The following is a 23,085-nucleotide window of genomic DNA, read 5'->3' as shown; positions in this document are numbered from 1 at the left end:
GCGCTGGCGGCCCGGCTCGGATCTTCTCCTGGGGCCCTGCTCCTTGAGGGTGGTTCCCCGCGCGGGAAGGCGATGGTGAAACGGACTCGACTAAACCGTCAGGCTGGGTACTCGGTGCGGGAAGGACCACCCCGCACACCGGGAGGACGTCATGATCATCCTCGGTATCATCCTGCTCGTCGTCGGCTTCGTCACCGGCCTGTCGATCCTGTGGACCATCGGCCTCATCCTGGCCGTGATCGGTGCCATTTTCTGGATCATGGGATCGATGGGACACGCGGTGGCCGGCCACCGCCGCTACTGGTGAACGTGCGCCGACAGACCGAGCTTCGTGAGCCTGTAGTGCACGCGTGGGAACCGGCGGCTCGTCGCGGCATGCGACCAGGCCGCCGGTACCCGGCAACCCACGCCCTCGGAGCGGACCGGACCGGATCCGCGTGTTCAGCGGCCGGACTGGTTGATGCCGTCGGTGAGCTGGCCCACCGCATGGAGTACCCCCTGCCCGAACGTCGTGGGGGCGACGAGCACGCCGAAGACCATGACGATGGCCACGGTCATCATCTCGTCGTTGCGGCTGCGGGCCTCGGTCCGGCGGCGCAGCCGGTAGACGATGACGACCGCCAGCAGCACCGCTACGTTGATGGTCAGCACGAACAGCGCCTCCTCCTGCGCGAACGGCTTCGTCATACATGTAGCCAGCATCCGATCCAGAACCGGCACAGCCGCGCTTGAGCGGCACCTCGCCTCACTCCGGTACGCGGGATGCGCCGAGTTCCCGGAGCCGCGAGCCGACGTGCTCGGCGTCGGGGTGACCGAGGTCGGTGAGGATGGTGAGCGCGCTCCGCCAGGCGGCCCGGGCGGACTCGTCGTCCCCCGTCGCCCGGTGCACGTCGCCGATCCGGACGAGGGATCCGGCCTCCTCGGCCAGCACGCCCATGTCCTGGTACAGGGCCAGCGCGTTGCGGTAGCCGTCGAGGGCCCGCGGGTGGTCGCCGAGGTGGTGATGGGCGTAGGCGATGCTGTCCCACGTCGCGGCCTGGGCCACCCGGTCGCCGAGATCCTGGAGTACGGCCAGGGCCTCCAGGCAGTGGCTGAGGGCCTGGCGGTAGTCCCCCAGCGTCGCGTAGGACCAGCCGACCGCGTTGAGGGCGGACGCCTGCGCGGCCTGCCCGCCGGCGGCGCGGAGCAGGTCCAGGGCCAACTGGTCGTGCCGGAGCGCACCGTGGAGGTCGCCCCGCTGCTCGGCTTCCCAGCCCAGGCTGCGGTGGACGCTGGCCCGGCCGACGTCGTCCCCCAGTTCGGTGAAGAGCTCCAGGGCGCGGTCGAGATGGGCACCGGAGGCGTCGTGCAGGCCCAGCCGGCCTTCCGCCCGGGCCAGTCCGCGCAGGGCGTGGGCCTCCATGACGGTGTCACGCAGCCGCCGGGCGGCGTCGAGGGCGGTGCGCTGGGCAGCCGCCCAGTCGTACCAGTGCCCCTGCCGGTCGAAGAACCGCTCCAGGGACGATACGAGCAGGCAGGCGAGGCGGTCCGCGCCCGTGCTCGCGGCCGCGTCGACCACGGAGAGCAGCACCGCGTACTGGGCCGTGAGCCAGGTCTGGGCCCGTTCGTCGTCGGCGAGCGGCTCGGGGCGGGTTCCCGCGGGGGCGGCAGCGGTATGCCGTCCGCGTAGGGGGCGATCAGCAGACCGGCGGCGTGTGCCGTGTACAGGTAGTGCTCGAACAGGCGGTGCACGGCGTCCCGGCGTTCGTCCTCGCCGTGCTGGGTGTGCGCGAGTTCGGCGGCGTAGGCGCGGACCAGGTCGTGGAAGGCGTACCGGCCGGGGAGGTGTTCGTTGATGAGGTGGACGCGGGCGAGCTCGGTCAGCAGCAGCTGTGCCTCCCGGACCGTGAGGCCGGCGAGGGCGGCCGCGGCGGGTGCGGTGATGTCCGGGCCGGGATGCAGTCCGAGCAGTCGGAAGAGCCGGGCGGCGGCGGGGGTGAGGGCTCCGGAGGACCAGGAGAAGACCGCGCCGACGTCGACGGGGGTCTCGGCCCGGGTGAAGGCGTCGAGGCTGCCGTGCGCCTCGCGCAGTTCTGCGGCGATGGCCGACAGCGGGAAGTGCGGGTGGGTGGCCGCGCGGGCGGCGACACACGCGAGGGCCAGCGGCAGCCCGGCGCACAGCGCGGTGATCTCCGTCAGCGCCTCCGGCTCGGCGGCGGCTCGCGCGTGTCCGAGACGGCGGATGAGGAGTTCCCGTGCCTCGTCGGTGTCGAGCGGACGCAGGTTGAGGGAGTGGGCTCCGTGGGTCGCCACCAGTCCGGAGAGCTGGTTGCGGCTGGTGACGATGGTGAGGCAACCGGGCGAGCCCGGCAGCAGCGGTCGTACGTGTTCGGTGTCGCGCGCGTTGTCCAGCAGGACGAGTACACGGCGGCCGGCCAGCACGCTGCGGTAGAGCGCGGCCTGGGCGTCCAGGCCGTGCGGGACGCGTTCCGGTGGCACGCCCAGTGTGTCGAGAAAGCCGCGGACCGCCTCGTCGGGGCTCATGACCGCGCCCGACGGGTCGAAGCCGCGCAGGTTCACGTACAGCTGCCCGTCGGGGTACCGGTCCACGACCCGGCGGGCCCAGTGCACGGCGAGCGTGGTCTTGCCGACCCCGGCCATGCCGCCGATGGCGCTGATCACCACGGTTTCGGCGGACCGCGCGTGGCTCGACACCAGCGCGAGCACCTCGTCCAGTTCGGCCCGTCGGCCGCTGAACGTGGCCAGGTCGTGCGGCAGTTGGGCCGGCGCGGGCAGGGGGGTCGCTCCCGGACCGACGTGGCCCGTGGCCGCCGTACCTCCGCCGGAGCGCGCTTCGGCCGCGCCGGGGGCCACCGCCGCGGGTACCGCCGCGTCGCGCAGCACCGCCCCGTGGGCGTCACGCAGCTCCGGTCCCGGGTCGATGCCCAGCTCGTCGGCGAGCCGCCCCGAGACCGCGTGGTACGTGGTGAGGGCCTCGGCCCGCTGACCGGTGGCGGCCAGTGCGAGCATCAGCCGGGCCAGCAGGGGTTCGTCCAACGGGCTGCCGGCCGCGGCCTCCCGGAGCCGGGGCAGGACCGCGTCGGGCAGGCCGGCGCGCAGCGCGGCATCGGCCGTCTCCTTCACGGCCGCGAGGTACTCGTCGTCCAGCGCGCCGAACGCCGCGTGTGCGCGCGCTTGCGCGGGGATCCCGGTGGCGGCCGGCCCCTGCCACAGCGCGAGCGCCTCGGTGTGGAGTTCCACGCACCGTGCGGGCGCCCCGTCCGAGGCGGCCCGGCGGGCGTCGGCCCGCAGCGCGCGGAACCGCAGCAGGTCGAGAGAGTCACTGTCGGTGACTAGCCGATACCCGCCCGCGTCGCGCACCAGCCACTGGCCCGTGGCCCGGTTCGGCAGGCCGGGCTCCAACAGGCGGCGCAGTGACCCGATATGGCGGTGGACCACGTTGACCGCGGTGTCCGGCGGGTCCCAGCCCCACAGCACGTCGACGATCTCGCTCACGGTGACCGGTTGACCTGCCCGAATCAACAGCAGGGCCAGCAGCGCGCGTTCCTGCGGACGTCCGAGGTCCAGTTCCGTCCCCGCCCGCCGGACCCGGACCGGCCCGAGCACCGCGAACCGCAACGGCTCAGGCGCCACCTCGTTCCCCCTCAGTTCTTCCGCCCCCACCCCGAACCCTATGCCATGCCGAAGGTAACTCTGGGTTACTGGCGGTCAGGTGCCCTGGGGAGCGGAAGAGGGGTGGGTTCGGGTCAGGCGGCGGCGCGGGCCACGCGTTCCACGACGGGCCGCCAGTCCTCCATCGTGCCGGTCCGCAGGCCGACCACCTTGCCGGCGTCGTCGGCCTCGCGCAGCGCCACGGCCGCCGAGAACAGGGGGTCGCGGCGGAACTCCTCGACCTCGGCCGGCGTCATGGCGCCGCCCTGGGCTTCCAGGGTGAGCGCGCTCTGCGGAGAGAGCGCGCGGTCGGGGGCCGTGGCGACGAGGTAGCGCTTGGCGGGTACGTGCAGGGCGACCAGACGGGCGACGCGCTCCCCGAGCAGCGGCCGGAGGGCTTGTGCCGCGTGGTCCGCGTGGCCGGCGTCGTCCCCCGGGTACAGCAGGTGGCCGAGGTCGTGCACGAGCCCCGCGACCTGGAGTTCGTGGTCCTCGGGCTGCGCGCGCTCCAGGAGTCGTGCCGTCTGCAGTCCGTGGTCGTGCAGGTCCACCGGGTCGCCCGTGCGGTCGGGGGTGTCCCAGGCGTCACGGCAGGCGTGCAGAGCCGCCATGAGCGCATCGACGTCGTGCAGTTCCACGGGATTCATCACGGGTTGAGCCTTCCACTGGGCGAGCGGCTGAAGCGGAACACGGCCCGGTGAACGCCGCATGACGGGAGACCGACGTCGCCGCGCCCGCCCGGCCGGTCCCGGCCTCACCGCACCGGTCCCGCTCCCGTGCCCGTCGTCACGGGGAAGCCGGAGACGACGGGGACTGAGCGGGTGTGTCGCCGTCGAGGGCCGCGGCGCGGAGAGCGGCCGCCACGCGGGTGACCGGCTCGGTCGGCGGGTGGGGAAGGCGGGCCAGCAGCAGGCGCCGCTGCTCCTGGGGGCCGCCGCGCACCGGCAGGATGCGTACGCCCGTTGGCGCGGCGGGCGCGAGCGAGGCGGGTACGGTGGTCAGCCCGCACCCCGCGGCGACGAGTTGCAGCTTGGCCAGCCAGTCGCGGGCGGTGTGGCCGATCTCGGGCCGCTCGTCCAGGCCGGGCCACACGCCCATCAGGCCGTCCTCGCCTGAGGTGGATCCGGCGATCCAGCGCTGCCCGCGCAGGTCGGCCACGTCGATGAAGTCGCCGCGGGCGAGCGGGTGGTGGGCGGGTACGGCGAGACAGAGGGCGCGTTCGGTGAGCGTCCGAAGGGCCAGCGGGGGCGATTCGGCGTCCGGGGGTGGGGACAACCCCCCTCTGAGAACGCCGGGCTCCCTCAATGCACAGACACCTGTGCACAGACGACTGTGTACGCATGTCAAAGGGACCTCCCGCACACCAACCCGCAGCACGGACAGGGGACTTCCCGGCTCCCGTCGAGCTCGGCGACCTGGCCGCGCTGAAGGCGCTGTCCCACCCGCGTCGGCAGCGCGTGCTCCAGCACCTCGCCCTGCACGGACCGGCCACCTCGGCGACGCTCGCCCGCGCGCTCGGGCTGAACACCGGGGCGACCAGCTACCACCTGCGGGAACTGGCCCGGTACGGCTTCGTCGAGGAGACGGACGGGGTGCCGCCCGGCCGACGGGAGCGCTGGTGGCGGGTGGTGCCGGGCGACCGGCGCTTCCCGCCGCGCAGCCGGCAGAGTCCCGAGATGCGGCACGTCATGGACGAGTTGAACCACCACGCGTACGCCGCCGATCTCGAACTCTTCGAGCGGCTGCAGCGGGCGGCGGTCCACGGCCCGTGGGCGGACGCCTTCCCCTGCTCGCGCGGCAGCATCCGGCTCACCCTCCCCGAACTCCGGGATTTCTTCGAGGAGTTCATCGCTCTGCTCAACCGCTACAAGCGGGCCGAGTCCGAGACCCCGCCGGACGCGCGCACGTTGCTGACCCGGTTCCTCGCCTTCCCCGCCCCGGAGGTCACGACCGTCGGCCACGCGGCGGCCGGGCACGAGAACGACCCCGCCCACAACGGAAATGAGGCCGATCCCTCGTGATGCTGCGCTACGCCCTGAAGACCGTCCGTGCCCGCAAGGCGGGCTTCCTCGGAGCCTTTCTGGCTCTGATGTGCGCGGCCGCCCTGATCACCGCCTGCGGCACGCTCCTGGAGACGGGACTGCGCGGCACCATCCGCACCGAGCGCTATGCCGCGGCTCCGGTCGTGGTCTCCGCCGACCAGAACGTCCACCGGACCACGGTCAAGCACAAGAAGGGCAAGACCAAGATCAAGCACAAGGCCAAACCCATCGCCGAGCGCGCCTGGCTGCCGGCCGGCCTCGGGCGCGCCCTCGCTCGTACGCCCGGCGTCGCGCGGGTCGTCCCCGAACTCACCTTCCTGGCCGAGCCCTTGATTCCCGCGGGCACCGGTGACAGAGCCGCCCACGGGCACTCCTGGGAGTCCGCCGCGCTGACGCCGTACCGGCTCACCGCCGGCACCGCCCCCAAGGCCGCCACCGATGTCGTCATCGACGACTACCTCGCCGAGCGCGCCCACCTGAAACCCGGCGACCGCCTGACCGTCCAGTCGACGCGGTCACCGCGCGGCTACCGCGTCTGCGGTGTCACCGCCCCCGCCACGACGGTTCGCCACCAGACGTCGCTCTTCTTCGCCGCCCCCGAGGCCCGCCGCCTGGCCGCCCACCCCGGGCAGGTCACCGCCTTCGGTGTGATCCCCGACGCGGGCACCGACACCGGCCGACTGAAGCGAGACGTGTCCACGGCGCTGCACGGCACCAAGGCCCAGGTCAGTGCCGGAGACGCGCGCGGGCCGGTGGAGTTCCTGGACGCCGCCACCGCGCGCACCAAGCTGATCAGCATGGGCGGCGCGATGGGCGGCACCTCGCTGCTCGTGGCGGTCCTCGTGGTCGTCGGGACCTTCGCGCTCTCCGTGCAGCAGCGCCACCGCGAACTCGCCCTGCTCCGCGCCGTCGCCGCGACCTCGGGGCAGATACGCAAGCTGCTCGGGCGCGAGGCCCTGATCGTCGGTGCCGCCGCGGGCCTCGCCGGGGCTCCGGTCGGGCTCGCGCTGGGCGGCCGGCTGCACGACAGGTTCGTCGCCCTGGGCGCCGTGCCCGCCACGCTCCAGCAGACGGTGAGTGTCTTTCCGCCGCTCGCCGCCGTCGCCGCGACCCTGGTCGGCGCCTGGGCCGCCGCGCGGGTCGCCTCCCGCAGGGTCGCCCGGATCCGCCCGGCCGAGGCGCTCGCCGAGGCCCGCGCCGAGCGCGCCCGCCCCGCCTGGGGCCGCCTCCTCGCCGGTCTGCTGCTGCTCGCCGGCGGCGCCGCCCTCGTCGCCCTGCTCAGCACCCTGCGCACCGAGCCCGCCTCGACGCCCGTGACGTTCCTCGCCGTCGTCGTCCTGTCCACGTCCGTCGCCCTGCTCGGACCGCTGCTGGTCAAGGCGGCCGCGCTGCTCCTCTCCGGCCCGCTGGGCCTGGCCGGGCACGGCGGCAGGCTCGCCACCGCCAACCTGCGCGGCAACGCGGTCCGTATGGCCTCCGTCGTCACTCCCCTCACCCTGCTCATCGGCATGACCTGTACGGTGCTGTTCGCGCAGCCCACCCTCGAAAACGCGGCCCGCACCCAGGCCCGCGAGGGCGTCCGCGCCGACTGGGTCGTCGCCGCCCGGGGACCGGGCGTCCCGGCCGAGGCGGCACACCGGTTGCGTTCGGGCCATGACGTCGTCACCGAAGTGGTGCGTACGACCGTCCGGGTCGGCCTGGACAAGTACGCGGCCCAGGGCGTCACCCCGGCCGGCCTCGCCCGCACCTGGGACCCGGACGTCACCGCCGGCTCCCTCGGCCGACTGAGCGAGCACACCGTCGCCGTCAGCGAACTGGCCGCCGACCAGCACGACCTGCGCCCCGGAAGCACCCTGAGGCTCACGCTCGGAGACGGCACGCCCGTCACGCTCACGGTCGCCGCCGTCTATGCCAAGGGCCTCGGTTTCGGCGACCTCACCTTCGCGCACGACCTGGTCGCACGCCACGTGGACAACCCGCTCGCCTCGTCCGTCCTGGTCGGCACGGACCGTACGCGGGCAGCTCTCGCGTCCGCGCTGCGCGAGTTCCCGGGGCTCACGGTCCTGTCGCCGGCCGCCGCCGATTCGCTCCAGGCGCAGAGCCGGCAGAACAACGCCGAGGTCAACCTGCTCGCCATGGGGCTCGTGCTGGCCTTCACGGCCATCGCCGTCGTCAACACGCTCGCCATGTCGGTCTCCGAGCGCGTCCGGGAGTTCGCGCTGCTGCGGCTCGCGGGGGCCACCCGCCGCCAGGTGCTGCGGATGCTGCGCATCGAGGCCCTGTCGGTCCTGCTGCTCGCCGCCGCCCTCGGCAGCGGCATCGCCGGGGCCGTGCTGACCACGTTCAGCATCGGCATGACGGGCCGGCCCGCACCGGCGGTCGCACCGCTGGTGTACGCCACGGTGGTCGCCGTCGCCGGGCTCCTCACGCTCGTCGCGACCGCCCTGCCCGGCCGCGTGGCCCTCAGGGTCCGCGCGGTGACCGTGGCGACCGCCAAGGAGTGAGGGACTCCCGCGGCGGGGAGGGCGGCCGCCTCTGACATGCACGCCCTCGGCCACGGTCCGACAATGGCTACAGGCGTGGCGCGAAGACAGCGACGCAAGGCGGCGGGCCGGCCCCGAGGGCGCGGGCTCCGCCGCCCACGCGGCACGCCGGTGTGTCGCGGCCGGAGGGCGTGCATGATCCGCGAAGTGACTCGGATGGCTGTGCTGCGTCGGGCGGTCCAGACCACCGTAGCCGCGAGCACGGGGTTCTACCTGTGTCTCTACGGTCTCGACCAGCCGGTGGCGGCGCTGTACTCGCTGTTCGCCGCGATCGCGCTGGGACCGCTGTCGCCCTTCGCCGGAACCGGCCGGCAGCGGGCGGCGGTGGTGCTCCGCGCGCTGCCCTTCGGTCTGGTGCTGGTCGCCATCGGCACGGCGCTGGCCGCGAGCACCTGGGCGGCCGTCGCCGGCATGCTGGTCCTCGGCTTCCTGCTGGGCTTCGCCCCCGTCGGCGGCCCGCGCAGCGCGGGAGTCGCGCCGGGCCTTCAACTCTTCTACATCCTTGCCTGCTTCCCGCCGTACGCCCCGCAGACACTGCCCGCCCGGCTCGCCGGGGCGGCTCTGGGCGCCCTGTTGCTGGCCGCCGCCGACGCGTTCCTCTTCCCCGAGGCGCCCGCCCCCAGTTATCGCGCGCGGTTGGCGGACGCCCTCGAAACGGCCGCGGAGGCCGTGACCAGCCATGTGCCCAGGGAACGTCTACGCGAACAGGGAGCGCGGCTGCGGCTGTCGAAGGTGCCGCAGAGCGACCGCCCCACGGGCCCGGGACGCGAGGACCGGGCGCTGGGCCAGGCCGGCTCGGCCACCCGCCGCCTCCTGGAGGGACTCACCTACCTGCCCCCGCCGGCGGACCGGGCGGCGCCGGACAGCTCCGCCTGCGCGGCCCTGCTCGCCCGTATCGCCGAGCTGTGCGCGTCCGCCGCCACGGCCCTGCGGTCCGGCGGGAAGGCCCCGTCGGCCGCGCCCCTGGAGGCGGCGGCGGAGCACATCCAGGCGGAGCGCATCCGCCTGACCGCGCCGCCCCGGCGACCGGACATCGCCGTACTGCGACAGCAGTCCGCCGCCCTGGATCTCGCCACCGCGGCCTGGGTCACCGTCATCGCACTCGGCATCGCCGAACGCCGGGCGCCCAGACCGCCGGCCGCGGGGGACGTCTTCTGGTACGCGACCCTCTCCGCGCCCGAGCTGTGGGCGCGCCGCATCGAGGCCAACCTCACCCGGCGGTCCGTGTGGTTCCAGAACGCCGTACGCGTGGCACTCGGTCTGGCGGTGGCCCGCCTCGTGGCCGGCACGCTCGACCTCGCCCACGGGTTCTGGGTCCTGCTGGCCGTGCTGACCCTGGGACGGACCACCGTGGGGGCGACCTGGGGTGCGGTCCGGCAGGCGGTGATCGGGAATCTGGCGGGCGCCGTGGCGGCCGGGGCCCTGCTGCTGACCCTGGGGCAGCGTTCGGAGGTCTACGCGGCGCTGCTCGTCCCGGCCATGCTGCTGGCGTTCCTGCTGGGGCCGCTGCTGGGCATCGCCTACGCGCAGGGCCTGTTCACCTGCCTGGTGGCCCTCGTGTTCGCCCAGGTCTCGCCGGTGAACTGGCAGTTGTCCGCGGTACGTCTCCTCGACGTCGTCACCGGCAGCGTCATCGGTCTGCTGTGCGGGCTGCTGGCCTGGCCGGCCGGCGGCCATCGGGAGATCCGCCGCACGATGGCGGACCTGCTGCGGGAGTGCGGTGCCCTGCTCCCGCCCACCGCCGACCTGCTGACGGACCCCGCCCCGCCGCGCTCGTCCCTGCCGACGCTGCCGTTGCTGCACCGGCTGCGGCTGGCCGAGGCCGCGTACGCGCAGTACCGCAACGAGCCCCGCGCGGACCAGGAACACGCGCCGGCCGACTGGCACGCGGTGCTCATCGTCGCCCACCAGGTGCTCATGGGCACCCATCGGTTGCAGCGCTTCGACCTGCGCATGTGCGAATGCGGGCTCGCGGAGCCCGTCCTGGTCGACCTCGACGACTGGCTGACCGGCATCGACCGGCAGCTCGAACGGATCGCCGCGTCGGTCACGGCGCGTCCCGGCTGACCCCCTGCGGCCGCCGCCGCGGCGCCGGGGCGGCCGGGCGTGCGCGCACCCAGCCGAGGAGGATCACCGAGCACACCGCCGCGAAGGCACACCAGGTCGAGACGAACTCCAGGCGCCACAGGGCCCAGCAGACCAGAGCCCCGACGGCGACCACGATCCCCAGCGCCACCAGCCGTCGGTCACCGGCGAGCAGCAACGAGCCGACCGTGGCCAGCAGATAGCCCGCGACTGGCAGTGCGGGATGGGAGAGGTCGAGCACGTAGCCGACGGTGTGACCGCGGATCTCGGCCGTCACCGGGCCGACGGCCACGGCGTACGCCAGGATCACCGCCGTCACGACTCCGATCGCCAGGGGGACGGTCAGCCGCCGCCGGGCCTCGGGCGGGGCGGCACACAGCACGCCCACCGACACCCACAACGGCAACAGGGGCAGCGCGATGACGGCCCACACGACGGTGGCCGGTCCGCCGCCCCCGTCCGCGTCCCAGACCGCCGACTCGACCAGCTGGTGGGCGCCGAGCAGCAACGGCAGGCGGCGAGCGGGAGATCCCGTGCGCTGCGCACCCGCGCCACACAGGCCACCCCGACGGCCACGACACCGGCACCCGCCACGAGATCGGCTGTCGCACTCCAGCACATCACGCCACCATCGGGTCCGTCGTCGTGTGCATCCGCCCGTGCCGCGGGCCACGGTACGTCCTCGGTCCGCCGACGGACAGAGTGCCACGTCGGCCGCCCCGCCGCGGCACGAAGGGGCGGTGCCGCGTACGGCCCCGCCCCTTCACACAACAGGACCCCCGGCGTTCGGCGGTGGCCGAGGATGATTGGCTGGCCCCGGCCATCACGCCACAGCCCGACGGGGCCGACCCGCAGGAGGAGTCCGCAGCCATGAGCAACCCCTACACGTACGAGTACAAGGTCGTCACCTTCCGTGAGTCGCTGATCGGCGACGCGCTGGACAGCGACAAGCTGGAGAAGGTCCTGAACAAGCACGCCGAGGACGGCTGGGCGCTCAAGGCCATCACCTCCGCCGACGTCAAGGGCCGGATAGGCCCCGGCGCCGTCGAGGGACTGCTGCTGACCTTCGAGCGCCCGCGCCACTGACGTCCGACGGCTTCCGGCCCGCACGCCCCCGCCCGCGCCGCCCACCACTGGTCGTGGGCGGCCGGCGCGGGGGTGCGTCAGTCGAGCCGGGAGACCTGGTAGTGGCTGATGAGCCAGCCCTCCTCCGTACGCCGCACCAGCACGCCCAGGTTGACGCTGAGGGTGGGCCGGTCGGTGAACGAGAAGTCGACGGCGAGGTAGCCGAGCACCAGGTCGTCGGCGGGGGTTCTGGTCTCCAGGATGCGGTACTCGGCGGTCAGCCCGAGCGGCTGGGAGTCGTAGTAGGCGGCGACGCCCGGTCGTCCGACGCTGTAGGGGTGCAGCCCCTGGAAGATCGCGTCCTCGGTGAACTGGGCCGCGACCTCCTGTGGTTCGTGACGGCCGACGGCGTCCTGCCACCGGTCGAGGACGCCCCGGAGGATCGCCTCCGTGTCCGTGCCGCTGTTCGTGGTCATCGCGGTTCTCCTGCTTCGCGTCGCGGGGAAGGGTGTGCCACGGGTCAGTGGCCGGCGCTCATGCCGCCGTCGACGTGGAGGATCTCGCCGGTGACGAACGGGGCGTTCTCCAGGTAGACGACCGCGTCCACGATGTCGCTCGTCTCGCCCAGCCGGCCGACCGGCTGCAGGGTCGCCAGCACCTCGTGGCTCTCCTCGGGGTGCATGGGGGTCCGGATGGTGCCCGGCGCGACGGCGTTGACGCGGATGCCCCGCGTGGCGTACTCGATGGCCAGGGACTTGGTGGCGGACTGCAGGCCGCCCTTGGACAACGAGGCCAGCACGGACGGGACTCGGGCGTCGGCGTTGTCGACCAGGCTCGTGGTGATGCTCACGATGTGGCCGCCGCCCTGGGCGAGCATCCGCTCCACGGCCAGCTGGGTGATGCGGAAGAAGCCGGTGAGGTTCACCCCGGTCACGGTCGCGTAGTCGTCCTGGGTGTAGTCGGTGAACGGCTTGGCGACGAAGATGCCCGCGTTGTTGACCAGGGTGTCGATCCGGCCGAACCGGTCCAGGGCCGCGGCGACGACCCGCTCGGCGGTGGCCGGGTCGGCGATGTCCCCCTGGACGGTGAGGACGTCCGCGTCGTGCGAGGGGGCGATGGTGCGCGAGGTGGCGACGACGGCGTGACCGAGCTTGCGGTAGGCCTCGACGATGCCGGCACCGAGGCCCTGCGAGGCTCCGGTGACGAGGGCGACCTTCTGGCTCTGCGTGTTCATGAATTCCTTCTCCGGGGTGGGTGGGGAGGGGAGGGGAGGGGAGGGGAGGGGAGGGACCGACCGAGCGAGGACTAGCCGACCGGTCGACTATTTGAAGGTAGGAGTCCGCCCAGGCCGAGTCAAAGGCCGACATGGCTTGAGCCGGGACCGGCTTCCTCGCAGCTGATAGGCACGGACTCGCAGCGCAGGTCAGCGACTCGCGGCACGACCGGCAGCACGACTCGGCGCCCGACGCGACCCGATCAGCCCCGGTGCGGATCGCTCTCGGGCACCCAGGCGTCCGCGCCGTGGATGCCGAAGTCCCGGTCGTCGCCGGCCAGAGCGTCGACGACGGACAGGACGGCGGTACGGACCTCACCGCGGCGCCACACCAGGGACCAGGTCCAGTAGATCTCCGGCGCGACGACCGGGCGCTGGACCAGATCCGGTGGCAGGGGGGTGGTCTGACCCTTGGGCGAGTTGATGACCGGGCGGGGGCTGCGGCGGACGTGGTCGAAGAACCCGGGTCCGGTGATGCCTCCGTCGGAGATGCGCACCGCGCGAGCTCCGGTCTCCCGGGCGAGTTCCTCGGCGTAGACGTTCCAGGACGACCAGGAGGTGGTGTCGTCGTCGAGGAGGACGTCGGTGTCCCCGGCGCGCACGTCCTCGGTGCTGGCGCCGGTGGTGACGGCGTAGAGCCGGTCGGCGCCGATGAGGCGGGCCTGCAGGCCGAGCCGCTCCAGGTCGTCGGTGCGCACCCAGCACACCGCGAGGTCCAGGCTGCCGTCGGCGACCCGGCCGGCCTGGGCGTGCGAGGGCGCGACCCAGGCGTCGACATTGATCTGGGCCACCGCGGCGGTACGGGCGGCCAGGTCCGGCGGGAGCCAGTTGACGTAGCCGAGCCGCACCGGTTCCGATCCGGACAGCCGGCGGGCGCGGTGCCGGAGGTCGTCGGCGCGCTCCAGCAGGGCGCGGGTGTGCGGGAGCAGCGCGGACCCCGCCGGCGTGAGGGACACCGAGCGCCGGTCCCGGTCGAAGAGGCGCACCCCGAGGTCGCGTTCGAGAGCCTTGATCTGCTGGGACAGGGAGGGGCCCGCGATCAGCAGGCGCTGGGCGGCCCGGCCGAAGTTCAGCTCCTCGGCGACCGCGACGAAGTACCGCAGCTGGCGCAGTTCCACGCTCGTCATGCTACGTCGGTGGGAGGCTGCGCCTACCAGCATGGAGGACGCCGGTCGTGGCGTCCGTCCGGCCGCCGGGCGGACGATGAGGAGGTAGCAGCCGTGGCGCTCCGGAACTCGTCGAGCGCCCCGTCGAGCGGAGCGGGATCATGCGAGAGTTCCTGGTCGAGATCGTCACCACCATTCCCGAGGACACCCCTCAGGACGAGGTCGACCGGCGGCGTGCCGCGGAGGCCGTCCGGGCCCGGGAGCTGGCCGCCACCGGACACCTCGCGCGGCTGTGGCGCCCGGTGGGCGAGCTGCGCAGTATCGGCATCTGGCGGGCCGCCGACGAGGAGGAGCTCCGGGAGAAGGTGCTCGGCTCGCTGCCGCTGCGCCCGTGGATGAGCCCCACCGTCACACCGCTCGAATCCCACCCCAACGACCCGGGACGCGCCGACAGTTCGGGCTGACGACGTAGGTCCCCTGTCCGTGCACCGCCGCCGGACGGCGGCCACGGCGGTGAGCCGTGCCCACTCCCGCTTCCCTGTCTCTTCCCCTTCCTCTTCCGCTTCCTCTTCCGGGAACCCGCCGGATCTTCCAAGGACTTGCCCATGACCATGCGACTCGCGCGCCCCTCCTCGGCCGGGGAAGACAGTGCGTTCCCTCGCCCTTGGGCCATGTCCTGCGGGTCGCCGCCGCCCTCGCCGCGGGCATGGGTGTCGGCCGGTTCGTGTACACGCCGATCCTGCCCCTGATGCACACCGGGGCCGGGCTCTCCGCGACCGACGGCGCGAACCTGGCCCGGCCAACTACGCCGGATACCTCCTCGGCGCGCCGGCCGGCATCCTGGCCCCCGCGCTGGTCCGCTCACCCGCGCTGCCGCGCGCCGGCCTGGTCCTGCTGACCCGCACCCTGGCCGGCATGCCCGCCACGCACAGCACGACCGTGTGGATCGCGCTGCGGCTGCTCGCCGGGCTGGCCGGCGTCCTCGCCGGATACTCCGCCGGGCAGATCCTCGGCCCCCTGGCCGTCACGCCGCTGCTCCACCACGGCTACCACCAGGCACTGCTCCTGGCCGCCGCCGTGGTGCTCGCGGCGGCCGCGGCAGCCGCCGTGCTGCGCGTCGGTTTCGCGCGGACGATCCCGGGCACGCGGGCCGCTTCGCGGGCGCACACGAGCCACACCGGCGTGTCCCAGGAGGCGTCGGCGCCTACCGCTTCCTGACCCCGGCCGTCGGCTCCCCCGCCGCCGGGGCTCCCAGCAGCGCCAGGCAGTTCTCCCACAGCGGGCCCAGCCGACGTGTGTCGTTGTACAGCTTGGCGAACAGCACCTGTCCCTCCAGCTGGGCCACCACCGACCGCGCGGCCTCGCGGGTCCCGCTCACGGCGACCTCCCCGCGCGCGACGGCCTCGACGACGACCGCTTCGACCAGGTCGACCTGGGCGTCGAAGATCTCCTGGAGCCGCGCCCGGATCGCCTCGGTCTGGTTGCTCAGCTCCAGCGTGAGGTTTCCGAACAGGCAGCCCGAGACCGTGCCGCAGCTCTGTTGCCCGGCACGCTGGCCCGCCTCCGTCTCCTCGAAGAGCAGGCGCAGCCGGTCCAGCGGATCCTGTTCGCCGGTGAGAACACGTGTCCAGGCCTGCTCCTGCTCGGCCCAGTGCTCGTCGAGGACGGCCAGGGCGAGTGCTTCCTTGGACGGGAAGAAGTAGTAGAAGCTGCCCTTGGGCACGCCGGCCGTCGTACAGATCTCCGCCACGCCCAGCGCCGAGTAGCCACGCAGCTCGATGAGCGACTGCGCGGCGCTGAGGATCTTCTCCCTGGCATCACTGGTGCGGCCCATACAGCGAGTGTACGACCGGTCGACTACCCATTACTAGACCGGTCGGCTAGCAATCTTGGTTTCGCTGTGGCAAATGCGCCATGAGGTCATCCTAGACCCCAACTCTCTTCCCTCAATGCTTACTTCACCTCTTGACGGAAGTGGTCCATACCTTTAGGTTCACGGGTCAACCACACACCGTGCACCGCACTCCCCGTTCAAGAGGTGAACGCTGCGCGGCACCCGCCCCCCACGGAAGGCCACCCCTCCCCCATGGCCAGACCCCTCCCCGCGGCCGTCTCCCTCGCCGTGCTGTCGCTCTCGGCCGGCCTGCTCACCGCCTCCCCCGCCCAGGCCGCCACCGGCACGATCACCGGTCTCGCGGGCAAGTGCCTGGACGTCGCCGGCGCGAACTCCGCCGACGGCACGCCCGTCCAGCTCTACGACTGCAACGGCACCGGCGCCCAGCAGTGGACGGTCGGCACCGACGGCACCATCCGCGCACTCGGCAAGTGCCTCGACGTCACGGGCAATTCGACCGCCGACGGCGCCAAGGCGCAGCTGTGGACCTGTACCGGCGGCGCGAACCAGAAGTGGACCGTCACCGCCGCGCACGACATCGTCAACCCGCAGGCCGACAAGTGCCTGGACGTCACCGACAACAGCTCCGCCAACGGCGCCCGGGCACAGATCTGGAGCTGCACCGGGGCCGCCAACCAGAAGTGGACCGCGCCCGCGGCGGGCGGCGGCACCCCGGCCTCGCCGATGGCTGTCGCGCCGTACCTCTACAACGGCTGGGGCAGCCCGCCCAGCCCCACCACGATCACCAACGCCACGGGCGTCAAGTGGTTCACGCTCGCCTTCGTGCTCAGCGACGGCTACTGCAACCCGCAGTGGGACGGCAGCCGCCCGCTGACCGGCGGCGTCGACCAGCAGACGGTGAACACCGTGCGGGGCAACGGCGGTGACATCATCCCGTCGTTCGGCGGGTACAGCGGCAACAAGCTGGAGAGCTCCTGCTCCAGCGCGGGCGAACTCGCCGCCGCCTACCAGAAGGTGATCAACGCCTACGGGCTGAAGGCGATCGACATCGACATCGAGGCCGACGCGTACGCGAGCGCGACCGTGCAGCAGCGCACGGTGGACGCGCTGAAGACCGTGAAGGCGAACAACCCCGGTCTGAAGGTGTACGTCACCATCGGCACCGGGCAGGGCGGACCGGACACCGGCCTCATCAACCGGGCCGCGAACTCCGGACTGACGGTCGACAGTTGGACCATCATGCCGTTCGACTTCGGCGGCGCCGGACAGAACATGGGCAACCTGACCGCGCGGGCGGCCGAGGGCCTGAAGAACGCGGTGAAGAACGCGTACGGCTACAGCGACGACCAGGCCTACCGGGACATGGGCATCTCGTCGATGAACGGGATCACCGACCAGAACGAGACGGTCACGGTCAACGACTTCCGCACGATCCTCGCCTACGCACAGCAGCACCACCTGGCCCGGCTCACCTTCTGGTCCGCCAACCGCGACCGGCCGTGCACCGGCGGCCCGGCCGACAGTTGCTCCGGGGTCGGCCAGTCCGCCTGGGACTACACCCGGGTCTTCGCCGCCTACACCGGCTGACCAGGCCGTTCCCCACCCCCCGTCGTCGGCCGATCCGTTCGGCAAGGAGGACCCGTACCCGTGCTCCGATTCCCCCGCACAGCCCCCGCCGGCCGCCCCAGATCCGTCGCGGCCGCGCTGGTCACCGTCACCGCCGCGGCACTGCTGTCCGCCGCACCCGCGCACGCCGCTACCTCCGCCCTGCCGGGCGACTGGTCCACCGTGATCAACGCGGCGAGCGGCAAGTGCCTGGACGCCAAGGCGGCCGGCACCGCCAACGGCACCGTCGTCCAGCAGTACACCTGCAACGGCACGACGGCTCAGCAGTGGAGCTTCACCGCCACCGGCGACGGCTACGTGCGCATCAACAACCGCAACAACAGCAGTCAGGTGGTGGACGTCACCGATGTCTCGACCGCCGACAACGCGCCGCTCCAGCTGTGGAGTTACGGCGGTGGCGGCAACCAACAGTGGCTTCCGGTCGACGACGGCGGCGGCGCCTTCCACTTCGTCAACCGGAGCAGCGGCAAGTGCCTGGACGACCCCGGTGCCTCGACCGCGGACAGCGTCCGGTTCGTGCAGTACACCTGCAACGGCACCGCCGCCCAGCGCTTCCAGGTGGTCCCGGTGACACAGTCGACGAGCAACCCCGACCTCGGCCCGAACGTCGTCGTCTTCGACCCGTCGATGTCGTCCTCGACGATCCAGGGCAGACTGGATTCGATCTTCCAGCAGCAGGAGACCAACCAGTTCGGCTCCCAGCGCTACGCCGTCCTGTTCAAGCCCGGCGCCTACAACGCGAACGTCAACGTCGGCTTCTACACCCAGGTCGTGGGCCTCGGCCTGACCCCCGACGCGGTCTCCGTCAACGGAGCCGTGCACGCGGAGGCCGACTGGTTCCAGGGCAACGCCACCCAGAACTTCTGGCGCGGAGCCGAGAACCTGTCGGTCAACCCCACGAACGGGAGCGACCGTTGGGCCGTCTCGCAGGCCGCTCCCTACCGGCGGATGCACCTGCGCGGCAACCTCGCCCTGGACGACGGCGGCTGGTCCAGCGGCGGCTATCTCGCCGACAGCAAGATCGACGGCCAGGTCGACTCCGGCACCCAGCAGCAGTGGCTGACCCGCAACTCCCAGCTGGGCAGCTGGACCGGCGCCAACTGGAACATGGTGTTCGTCGGCAGCCAGGGCGTCCCGGGCACCACGTTCCCGAACCCGCCGCACACCACGGTGGCGCGGAGCCCGGTGAGCCGGGAGAAGCCGTTCCTGTACGTCGACGGATCCGGCGCCTACCAGGTGTTCGTACCGTCCCTGCGGTCCAACTCCACCGCGACCAGCTGGGCGGGCGGCCCGGCCGGCTCCTCGCTGCCGCTGAGCCAGTTCTACGTGGTGAAGCCCGGCGCCACCGCCGCACAGATCAACGCCGCCCTGGCCGCGGGCCAGAACCTCCTGGTCACCCCCGGTGTCTACCACCTGGACCAGACCCTGAAGGTGACCCGTCCCGACACGGTCGTCCTGGGCCTCGGACTGGCCACGTTCGTCCCGGACAACGGCATCACGGCCATGACGGTGGCGGACGTGGACGGCGTGAAGATCGCCGGTCTGCTCTTCGACGCCGGTACCACCAGCTCGAAGACCCTGGTCGAGGTCGGGCCGGCCGGCTCCACCGCCTCCCACGCGGCCGACCCGACCTCCCTGCACGACGTCTACTTCCGCGTCGGCGGCGCGGGCGTCGGCAAGGCGGCCACCGGCCTGGTCGTCAACAGCTCCCAGGTCATCGGCGACCACATGTGGATCTGGCGCGCCGACCACGGCAGCGGCGTCGGCTGGACCAGCAACACCGCGGACACCGGACTCGTGGTCAACGGCGACGACGTCACCATGTACGGCCTGTTCGTCGAGCACTTCCAGAAGTACCAGACCGTCTGGAACGGCAACGGCGGCCGCACCTACTTCTTCCAGAACGAGATGCCGTACGACCCGCCCAACCAGGGCGCCTGGATGAACGGCTCCACCCAGGGCTACGCCGCCTACAAGGTCGCCGACTCGGTCACCAGCCACCAGGCCTACGGGCTGGGCAGCTACTGCTACTTCAACGTCAACCCCGGCGTGACCGCCGCCCGCGCCATCGAGGCACCCAACAACCCGAACGTCCGCTTCACCAGCATGGTGACCGTCTCCCTAGGTGGCACCGGCACCATCAGCCACGTCATCAACAACACCGGCGGGCCTTCCAACTCCGGCAGCAATGTGGCCGACTTGACCAACTACCCGTGATCAACGGGCACTTCGGTGCCCGTCCGGCGATACGGGACGACGACCGCCCCCACCCAGGAGTCGGCGTGCGCAACCCGCTGTCCCCCACCTCAGGGCCCGGCGCCTCGGCGTCCGGCCGCAACCGCTCACGTCGGCCGCGCCGGCCACCGCCCTCGGCGCGGTGGCCCTCGTGGTGGCACTGCCGGCCCAGGCCGACGCGAGCGTCCTGCGCCCAGCCGGACGACGGCCCGGGCCGGGTGAACATCGTCGCCCGCCTGCCGGCTTCAGCGGGGCGTCCGCACTCGGTGGGCGCGGGCGTAGCGGGAGGCCAGCGTGTGGAACGCCTGCTTGGGCTCCCAGTGCCAGTCGGACGCGGGGGCGTCGGGGCGGTCCTTGATGGTCTTGGTGAGGGAGTAGCTCGCCATGTCGAGGTCGTGGCGCGGGTCGTCGGGGCGGTGGGGGGCGTCCGGGGTGACGAACTCGAAGGCCATCGCCGCATGGAGCTCCAGCGAGGAGAAGACGTCCACGAGCTCCCCCACGTAGGCGGCCTGCGTGCGTTCGCTGCGGACCAGGTGGCCCTTGATCTCCTCGGGGTGCTTGTGGTGGTCGACGACGTCCCAGCCCATGCCGCCCGCCTCGGGGGCACCGCCGTAGGTGCACGTGCCGAACTCGGTGATCGCCAGCGGCTTCCCCCGGCGCAGAAAGCCGCGCAGCTCCCGCACGTAGTCCGCGCGGTGACGGAAGTACGAGTAGTAGTTGATGCCCATGACGTCGAAGAGCGTCCAGTCGACCTTGTCGTCCTGGGCCGCGGCATAGCTGAGGGCGCCGTGGAAGACCGAGCGGCCGACACGTGCCGCCTTCGCCGTGAAGCGGTCCAGGAGTCGCTGCATCCTCTCGTAGTCGACCTGGCCGCTGAGCAGATTCCGTACGCGTTCGAGGGCCGTGTCCCCCGGGACGATCCCGGGCACGAACAGCACGAACTCGCAGCCCACACTGAAGTCGACGCTCGCGCCCTGCCGGCGCAGCCGCTCGGCGAACCGGCCGGTCTCGGCCAGGTGCTCCAGGATGTCCCGTTCCGGAACATCACCGAGGGTCGGCTGGAGCCAGACGTGCAGTCCTCGTTCGGCGGCCTCGGCGGCGGTGGCGGCGAGCCGCTCGACGCCGTCGCCGGTCACGCTGACGGCACCGGCGTGCAGCTCGTCGCGTATCACCCGGATGTCCCCGCGCATCCGGGCGAGGCTGAAGGCCGTACCCGGTGTCTCGCCCTCGCCCAGCGTGTAGACGACGCCCTGGTGGCACGGCCCGCGCCGCCGCCCCTGCGTCGCCCGCGCCACACCCGCCGGCGCCGGCGCCCCGGCGAACCCGACGGCCGCCATCCCGGTCAGGAACTGTGCCCGGTTGATCCCCTTCGTTTTCTCCATACGGCCACTGTGGCGAGGGCGCACCCGTCCCGGCGTCCGCCGACGGTCTACGGGACCGCGACGAAAGGATGAGGAACGGGCGACGAAAGCGAGGGCGAACGAAGCCGACCGGACGCCGCCTCTGGCAGCCCGGGCCGAGTCGGCGGACCCTGGTAGTGGAGCGGACCGGGCGAGACCCCGGTGGTCCCGACGGTGTCCGGCTCGGCGAGGAGGTCATCATGCACGGCAGCCTGCACAGCGTGGACGACGTCATGACGCGCACCGTCGTCACCGTCCGCCGTGACACGCCGTTCAAGGACATCGCCGCACTGATCGAAGAGCGGAACATCAGTGCCCTTCCGGTGGTGGACGGTGAGGGGCGGGTGGTCGGTGTCGTCTCCGAGGCCGACCTGCTGCTCAAGGAGGAGTTCCGCGACAGCGACCCGGACCGGTTCACCCAGCTGAGCCGGATGTCCGACCTGGCCAAGGCCGGCGCCCTGACCGCTCAGGACCTGATGACCGCCCCGGCCGTGACCGTGCACGACGGTGCCACGCTGTCGCAGGCGGCCCGCATCATGGCGCGGCGCAAGGTCAAGCGGCTGCCCGTCATCGACAGCACGGGCTCACTCGTGGGCGTGGTCAGCCGAGCGGACCTGCTCAAGGTGTTCCTGCGGGACGACGAGAGCCTCACCGAGGACGTGCGGCACGAGGTCGTGGACCGGCTGTTCCCGCTGTGCGCCGACCACATCCAGGTCGAGGTCTCCGACGGCGTCGTGACCCTCACGGGCTGGATCGACGGCGGGGCCCTGGTACCGGTGGCCGACCGGCTGTCCCGCGCCATCGAGGGCGTGGTCGACGTCCGCTGCCACCTCACCGACGGGACGGTACGGAGCGCCTCGATCTGAGGCCCTCCTCAGGGCCCGCGGGGCTGCCGCGGGGGCCGGGCGACGGCGCACCATGGAGGTGCCGCCGCGGCCGTCCTGCGCCGTGCGGAAAGTTGTTCGTGGACCGGGAGCCGGAAGGTGAGGCGAGTGGTTCATGAAGGCGACGCTGTCTCTCGGACGGATCGCCGGTGTCCGGATCGGCCTGCACTGGAGCGTGCTGGTCATCGTCGTCGTGGTGGTGCTCGCCCTGGCGCGCGGCCGGTTCCCGCAGGCGTACCCCGGCCACTCCGTCGTGCTCTACTGGGTGCTCGCCCTGCTGACCTCGGTCGTCTTCCTCGCCTCGCTGCTGGCGCACGAGCTGGCGCACGCCGTGGTGGCACGCCGCAACGGTGTCGAGGTCGACGGCATCACCCTGTGGATGCTCGGCGGCGCCGCCCGGCTCCACAGCGAGGCGCCGTCACCGGCCGCGGAGCTGCGCATCGCGGGCGTGGGCCCGCTCACCAGCGCGCTGCTCGGCGGTCTGCTGGCTGGTCTCGCGGTGTGGCTGGACGCGCTGCACGCGTCGGGGCTCGCCGTCGAGGCGGTCGCCTGGCTGGCCGCGATCAATCTCGTACTGGCCGTCTTCAACGCGCTGCCCGCCGCCCCGCTGGACGGTGGACGACTGCTGCGGGCGTACCTGTGGCACCGCACCGGCGACCGCCTGCGGGCCACCCGGGGCGCGTCGGCGGCGGGACGGGGGCTGGGCTGGCTGATGGTGGCCGCCGGTTTCGCCGTCGTCCTGTTCCGCGGCGACTTCTCCGGGCTCTGGCCGGCCCTGCTCGGCTGGTTCCTGATCGCGGCGGCGACCGCCGAGGCCCGGCAGGCGCAACTGAGCAGTGCGCTGAGGGGGGTACCGGTGAGCCGGGTCATGACCGCCGATCCGGTGTCCGTGCCCGACGGGGCGACCCTCTCCGACCTCCTCGCCGAGGGCCCGTTCGGTCACTACCGCCACTCCGCCTTCCCCGTCCTCGCGCCGGACGGCACGGTGGCCGGGCTGATCACGATGGACCTGATCAACCGGACCCCGGTCGAGGCGCGTTCGACCACGCGTGTCCGTGACGTGATGCTCCCCCTGCCCGGCCTCGTCACCGCCGCCCCCGACGAACCGATGGTGGACCTGCTGCCCCGTCTGCAGACCGGCACCGTGCGCAGGGCCCTGGTCCTCGACGGCGGCCACCTCGTCGGCATCCTCACCCTCGCCGACCTCAACCGCGCCCTGAACTGGCCGGCCCCCTCCGCCGGCGCTCACCACCGGGGGCCGTGGCCCGGCGAGGGATAGCCGCCGGGGAACCGAGCCGTACCGCCCGGTGCGGACGCGGT

Annotated in this window: 19 protein-coding genes and 3 pseudogenes; 12 read left to right on the top strand and 10 right to left on the bottom strand. The window is 72.7% G+C overall.

Annotation, left to right across the window (positions count from 1 at the left end; genetic code table 11):
• The first annotated feature begins 151 nt into the window (after nucleotides 1-151).
• Nucleotides 152-307, top strand: a complete 156-nt coding sequence (locus tag ACWGKT_RS24840) for a DUF6131 family protein (RefSeq protein WP_235459721.1) — start codon at nucleotides 152-154, stop codon at nucleotides 305-307.
• 438 nt (nucleotides 308-745) lie between these two features.
• Here the strand turns inward: ACWGKT_RS24840 and ACWGKT_RS24835 are convergent, their stop codons facing one another.
• The 4 genes and pseudogenes from ACWGKT_RS24835 to ACWGKT_RS24820 form a co-directional block, all read right to left on the bottom strand.
• Complete coding sequence (locus tag ACWGKT_RS24835; protein ID WP_453275508.1) at nucleotides 746-1,402, bottom strand: tetratricopeptide repeat protein; 657 nt, start codon at nucleotides 1,400-1,402, stop codon at nucleotides 746-748.
• A 755-nt stretch (nucleotides 1,403-2,157) separates the two neighbouring features.
• A pseudogene (locus tag ACWGKT_RS24830) lies at nucleotides 2,158-3,495 on the bottom strand (BTAD domain-containing putative transcriptional regulator); the annotation flags it as partial.
• Nucleotides 3,496-3,746: 251 nt separating this feature from the next.
• Nucleotides 3,747-4,298 (bottom strand): HD domain-containing protein, encoded by a 552-nt coding sequence (locus ACWGKT_RS24825; protein WP_453275507.1) that lies wholly within the window; start codon nucleotides 4,296-4,298, stop codon nucleotides 3,747-3,749.
• 139 nt (nucleotides 4,299-4,437) lie between these two features.
• Nucleotides 4,438-4,917, bottom strand: a pseudogene (locus ACWGKT_RS24820) (LysR substrate-binding domain-containing protein); the annotation flags it as partial.
• 74 nt (nucleotides 4,918-4,991) lie between these two features.
• Here ACWGKT_RS24820 and ACWGKT_RS24815 point away from each other — a divergent pair.
• The 3 genes from ACWGKT_RS24815 to ACWGKT_RS24805 all read left to right on the top strand — a co-directional run bounded on the left by ACWGKT_RS24815 (nucleotide 4,992) and on the right by ACWGKT_RS24805 (nucleotide 10,303).
• The gene (locus ACWGKT_RS24815) at nucleotides 4,992-5,672 is read left to right on the top strand and encodes an ArsR/SmtB family transcription factor (protein WP_453275423.1); all 681 of its coding nucleotides are present in this window, start codon (nucleotides 4,992-4,994) and stop codon (nucleotides 5,670-5,672) included.
• Nucleotides 5,669-8,197, top strand: a complete 2,529-nt coding sequence (locus ACWGKT_RS24810; protein WP_453275422.1) for an ABC transporter permease — start codon at nucleotides 5,669-5,671, stop codon at nucleotides 8,195-8,197. Before ACWGKT_RS24815 ends, ACWGKT_RS24810 begins: the two co-directional genes overlap by 4 nt.
• A 195-nt stretch (nucleotides 8,198-8,392) precedes the next feature.
• Nucleotides 8,393-10,303 carry an FUSC family protein gene (locus ACWGKT_RS24805; RefSeq protein ID WP_453275421.1) on the top strand — a complete coding sequence of 637 codons (1,911 nt, stop codon included), beginning with the start codon at nucleotides 8,393-8,395 and terminating at the stop codon, nucleotides 10,301-10,303.
• On the opposite strand, the pseudogene ACWGKT_RS24800 reads toward ACWGKT_RS24805, so the two are convergent.
• Nucleotides 10,284-10,942 (bottom strand): annotated as a pseudogene (locus ACWGKT_RS24800) (DUF6629 family protein). The gene ACWGKT_RS24805 and the pseudogene ACWGKT_RS24800 overlap by 20 nt on opposite strands.
• Before the next feature lie 171 nt (nucleotides 10,943-11,113).
• On the opposite strand from ACWGKT_RS24800, the gene ACWGKT_RS24795 reads away from it, so the two are divergent.
• Complete coding sequence (locus tag ACWGKT_RS24795) at nucleotides 11,114-11,407, top strand: DUF4177 domain-containing protein (protein WP_453275420.1); 294 nt, start codon at nucleotides 11,114-11,116, stop codon at nucleotides 11,405-11,407.
• Between the two features lie 77 nt (nucleotides 11,408-11,484).
• Here ACWGKT_RS24795 and ACWGKT_RS24790 read toward each other — a convergent pair whose 3' ends face one another.
• From ACWGKT_RS24790 to ACWGKT_RS24780, 3 genes are all read right to left on the bottom strand, one after another.
• The gene (locus ACWGKT_RS24790) at nucleotides 11,485-11,862 is read right to left on the bottom strand and encodes a YybH family protein (RefSeq protein WP_356142521.1); all 378 of its coding nucleotides are present in this window, start codon (nucleotides 11,860-11,862) and stop codon (nucleotides 11,485-11,487) included.
• Between the two features lie 44 nt (nucleotides 11,863-11,906).
• On the bottom strand, nucleotides 11,907-12,620 hold the full coding sequence (locus tag ACWGKT_RS24785) for an SDR family NAD(P)-dependent oxidoreductase (protein WP_453275419.1): 714 nt from the start codon (nucleotides 12,618-12,620) through the stop codon (nucleotides 11,907-11,909).
• 242 nt (nucleotides 12,621-12,862) lie between these two features.
• Nucleotides 12,863-13,786, bottom strand: coding sequence for a LysR family transcriptional regulator (locus tag ACWGKT_RS24780; protein WP_453275418.1), 924 nt, complete (start codon nucleotides 13,784-13,786; stop codon nucleotides 12,863-12,865).
• 140 nt (nucleotides 13,787-13,926) lie between these two features.
• On the opposite strand from ACWGKT_RS24780, the gene ACWGKT_RS24775 reads away from it, so the two are divergent.
• From ACWGKT_RS24775 to ACWGKT_RS24765, 3 genes are all read left to right on the top strand, one after another.
• Nucleotides 13,927-14,229: a muconolactone Delta-isomerase family protein gene (locus tag ACWGKT_RS24775; protein WP_356142527.1), complete on the top strand. Its 303-nt coding sequence runs from the start codon at nucleotides 13,927-13,929 to the stop codon at nucleotides 14,227-14,229.
• Between the two features lie 242 nt (nucleotides 14,230-14,471).
• Nucleotides 14,472-14,663 carry a hypothetical protein gene (locus ACWGKT_RS24770; RefSeq protein WP_453275506.1) on the top strand — a complete coding sequence of 64 codons (192 nt, stop codon included), beginning with the start codon at nucleotides 14,472-14,474 and terminating at the stop codon, nucleotides 14,661-14,663.
• A gap of 17 nt (nucleotides 14,664-14,680) precedes the next feature.
• Entirely contained in the window at nucleotides 14,681-14,983 is a 303-nt protein-coding gene (locus tag ACWGKT_RS24765) for a hypothetical protein (RefSeq protein ID WP_453275417.1), read from the top strand.
• On the opposite strand, the gene ACWGKT_RS24760 is transcribed toward ACWGKT_RS24765, so the two are convergent.
• On the bottom strand, nucleotides 14,970-15,599 hold the full coding sequence (locus tag ACWGKT_RS24760; RefSeq protein ID WP_356142528.1) for a TetR/AcrR family transcriptional regulator: 630 nt from the start codon (nucleotides 15,597-15,599) through the stop codon (nucleotides 14,970-14,972). The genes ACWGKT_RS24765 and ACWGKT_RS24760 overlap by 14 nt on opposite strands.
• 252 nt (nucleotides 15,600-15,851) lie before the next feature.
• Between ACWGKT_RS24760 and ACWGKT_RS24755 the strand changes: the two genes are divergently transcribed.
• Both ACWGKT_RS24755 and ACWGKT_RS24750 read left to right on the top strand, forming a co-directional pair.
• Complete coding sequence (locus tag ACWGKT_RS24755; protein ID WP_453275416.1) at nucleotides 15,852-17,207, top strand: lectin; 1,356 nt, start codon at nucleotides 15,852-15,854, stop codon at nucleotides 17,205-17,207.
• A 60-nt stretch (nucleotides 17,208-17,267) separates the two neighbouring features.
• On the top strand, nucleotides 17,268-19,463 hold the full coding sequence (locus ACWGKT_RS24750; protein ID WP_453275415.1) for an RICIN domain-containing protein: 2,196 nt from the start codon (nucleotides 17,268-17,270) through the stop codon (nucleotides 19,461-19,463).
• A 263-nt stretch (nucleotides 19,464-19,726) separates the two neighbouring features.
• Here ACWGKT_RS24750 and ACWGKT_RS24745 read toward each other — a convergent pair whose 3' ends face one another.
• The gene (locus ACWGKT_RS24745) at nucleotides 19,727-20,863 is read right to left on the bottom strand and encodes an abortive phage infection protein (protein ID WP_453275414.1); all 1,137 of its coding nucleotides are present in this window, start codon (nucleotides 20,861-20,863) and stop codon (nucleotides 19,727-19,729) included.
• 218 nt (nucleotides 20,864-21,081) lie between these two features.
• On the opposite strand from ACWGKT_RS24745, the gene ACWGKT_RS24740 reads away from it, so the two are divergent.
• Nucleotides 21,082-21,747, top strand: coding sequence for a CBS domain-containing protein (locus tag ACWGKT_RS24740; RefSeq protein ID WP_453275413.1), 666 nt, complete (start codon nucleotides 21,082-21,084; stop codon nucleotides 21,745-21,747).
• A 133-nt stretch (nucleotides 21,748-21,880) separates the two neighbouring features.
• On the top strand, nucleotides 21,881-23,044 hold the full coding sequence (locus tag ACWGKT_RS24735; protein ID WP_453275412.1) for a site-2 protease family protein: 1,164 nt from the start codon (nucleotides 21,881-21,883) through the stop codon (nucleotides 23,042-23,044).
• The last annotated feature ends 41 nt before the right edge of the window (nucleotides 23,045-23,085 follow it).

It is taken from the genome of Streptomyces sp. NPDC054794 (assembly GCF_053611585.1).
This window is presented reverse-complemented; position numbering and strand designations above follow the sequence as displayed.

Bases quoted from the DNA above. Each gene is read 5' to 3' on its own strand.
- ACWGKT_RS24840 (WP_235459721.1), top strand. From the start codon at position 152: ATGATCATCCTCGGTATCATCCTGCTCGTCGTCGGCTTCGTCACCGGC.
- ACWGKT_RS24835 (WP_453275508.1), bottom strand. From the start codon at position 1,402: ATGGAGGCCCACGCCCTGCGCGGACTGGCCCGGGCGGAAGGCCGGCTG.
- ACWGKT_RS24825 (WP_453275507.1), bottom strand. From the start codon at position 4,298: ATGAATCCCGTGGAACTGCACGACGTCGATGCGCTCATGGCGGCTCTG.
- ACWGKT_RS24815 (WP_453275423.1), top strand. From the start codon at position 4,992: ATGTCAAAGGGACCTCCCGCACACCAACCCGCAGCACGGACAGGGGAC.
- ACWGKT_RS24805 (WP_453275421.1), top strand. From the start codon at position 8,393: ATGGCTGTGCTGCGTCGGGCGGTCCAGACCACCGTAGCCGCGAGCACG.
- ACWGKT_RS24790 (WP_356142521.1), bottom strand. From the start codon at position 11,862: ATGACCACGAACAGCGGCACGGACACGGAGGCGATCCTCCGGGGCGTC.
- ACWGKT_RS24785 (WP_453275419.1), bottom strand. From the start codon at position 12,620: ATGAACACGCAGAGCCAGAAGGTCGCCCTCGTCACCGGAGCCTCGCAG.
- ACWGKT_RS24780 (WP_453275418.1), bottom strand. From the start codon at position 13,786: ATGACGAGCGTGGAACTGCGCCAGCTGCGGTACTTCGTCGCGGTCGCC.
- ACWGKT_RS24775 (WP_356142527.1), top strand. From the start codon at position 13,927: ATGCGAGAGTTCCTGGTCGAGATCGTCACCACCATTCCCGAGGACACC.
- ACWGKT_RS24770 (WP_453275506.1), top strand. From the start codon at position 14,472: ATGGGTGTCGGCCGGTTCGTGTACACGCCGATCCTGCCCCTGATGCAC.
- ACWGKT_RS24765 (WP_453275417.1), top strand. From the start codon at position 14,681: ATGCCCGCCACGCACAGCACGACCGTGTGGATCGCGCTGCGGCTGCTC.
- ACWGKT_RS24760 (WP_356142528.1), bottom strand. From the start codon at position 15,599: ATGGGCCGCACCAGTGATGCCAGGGAGAAGATCCTCAGCGCCGCGCAG.
- ACWGKT_RS24755 (WP_453275416.1), top strand. From the start codon at position 15,852: ATGGCCAGACCCCTCCCCGCGGCCGTCTCCCTCGCCGTGCTGTCGCTC.
- ACWGKT_RS24745 (WP_453275414.1), bottom strand. From the start codon at position 20,863: ATGGAGAAAACGAAGGGGATCAACCGGGCACAGTTCCTGACCGGGATG.
- ACWGKT_RS24740 (WP_453275413.1), top strand. From the start codon at position 21,082: ATGCACGGCAGCCTGCACAGCGTGGACGACGTCATGACGCGCACCGTC.
- ACWGKT_RS24735 (WP_453275412.1), top strand. From the start codon at position 21,881: ATGAAGGCGACGCTGTCTCTCGGACGGATCGCCGGTGTCCGGATCGGC.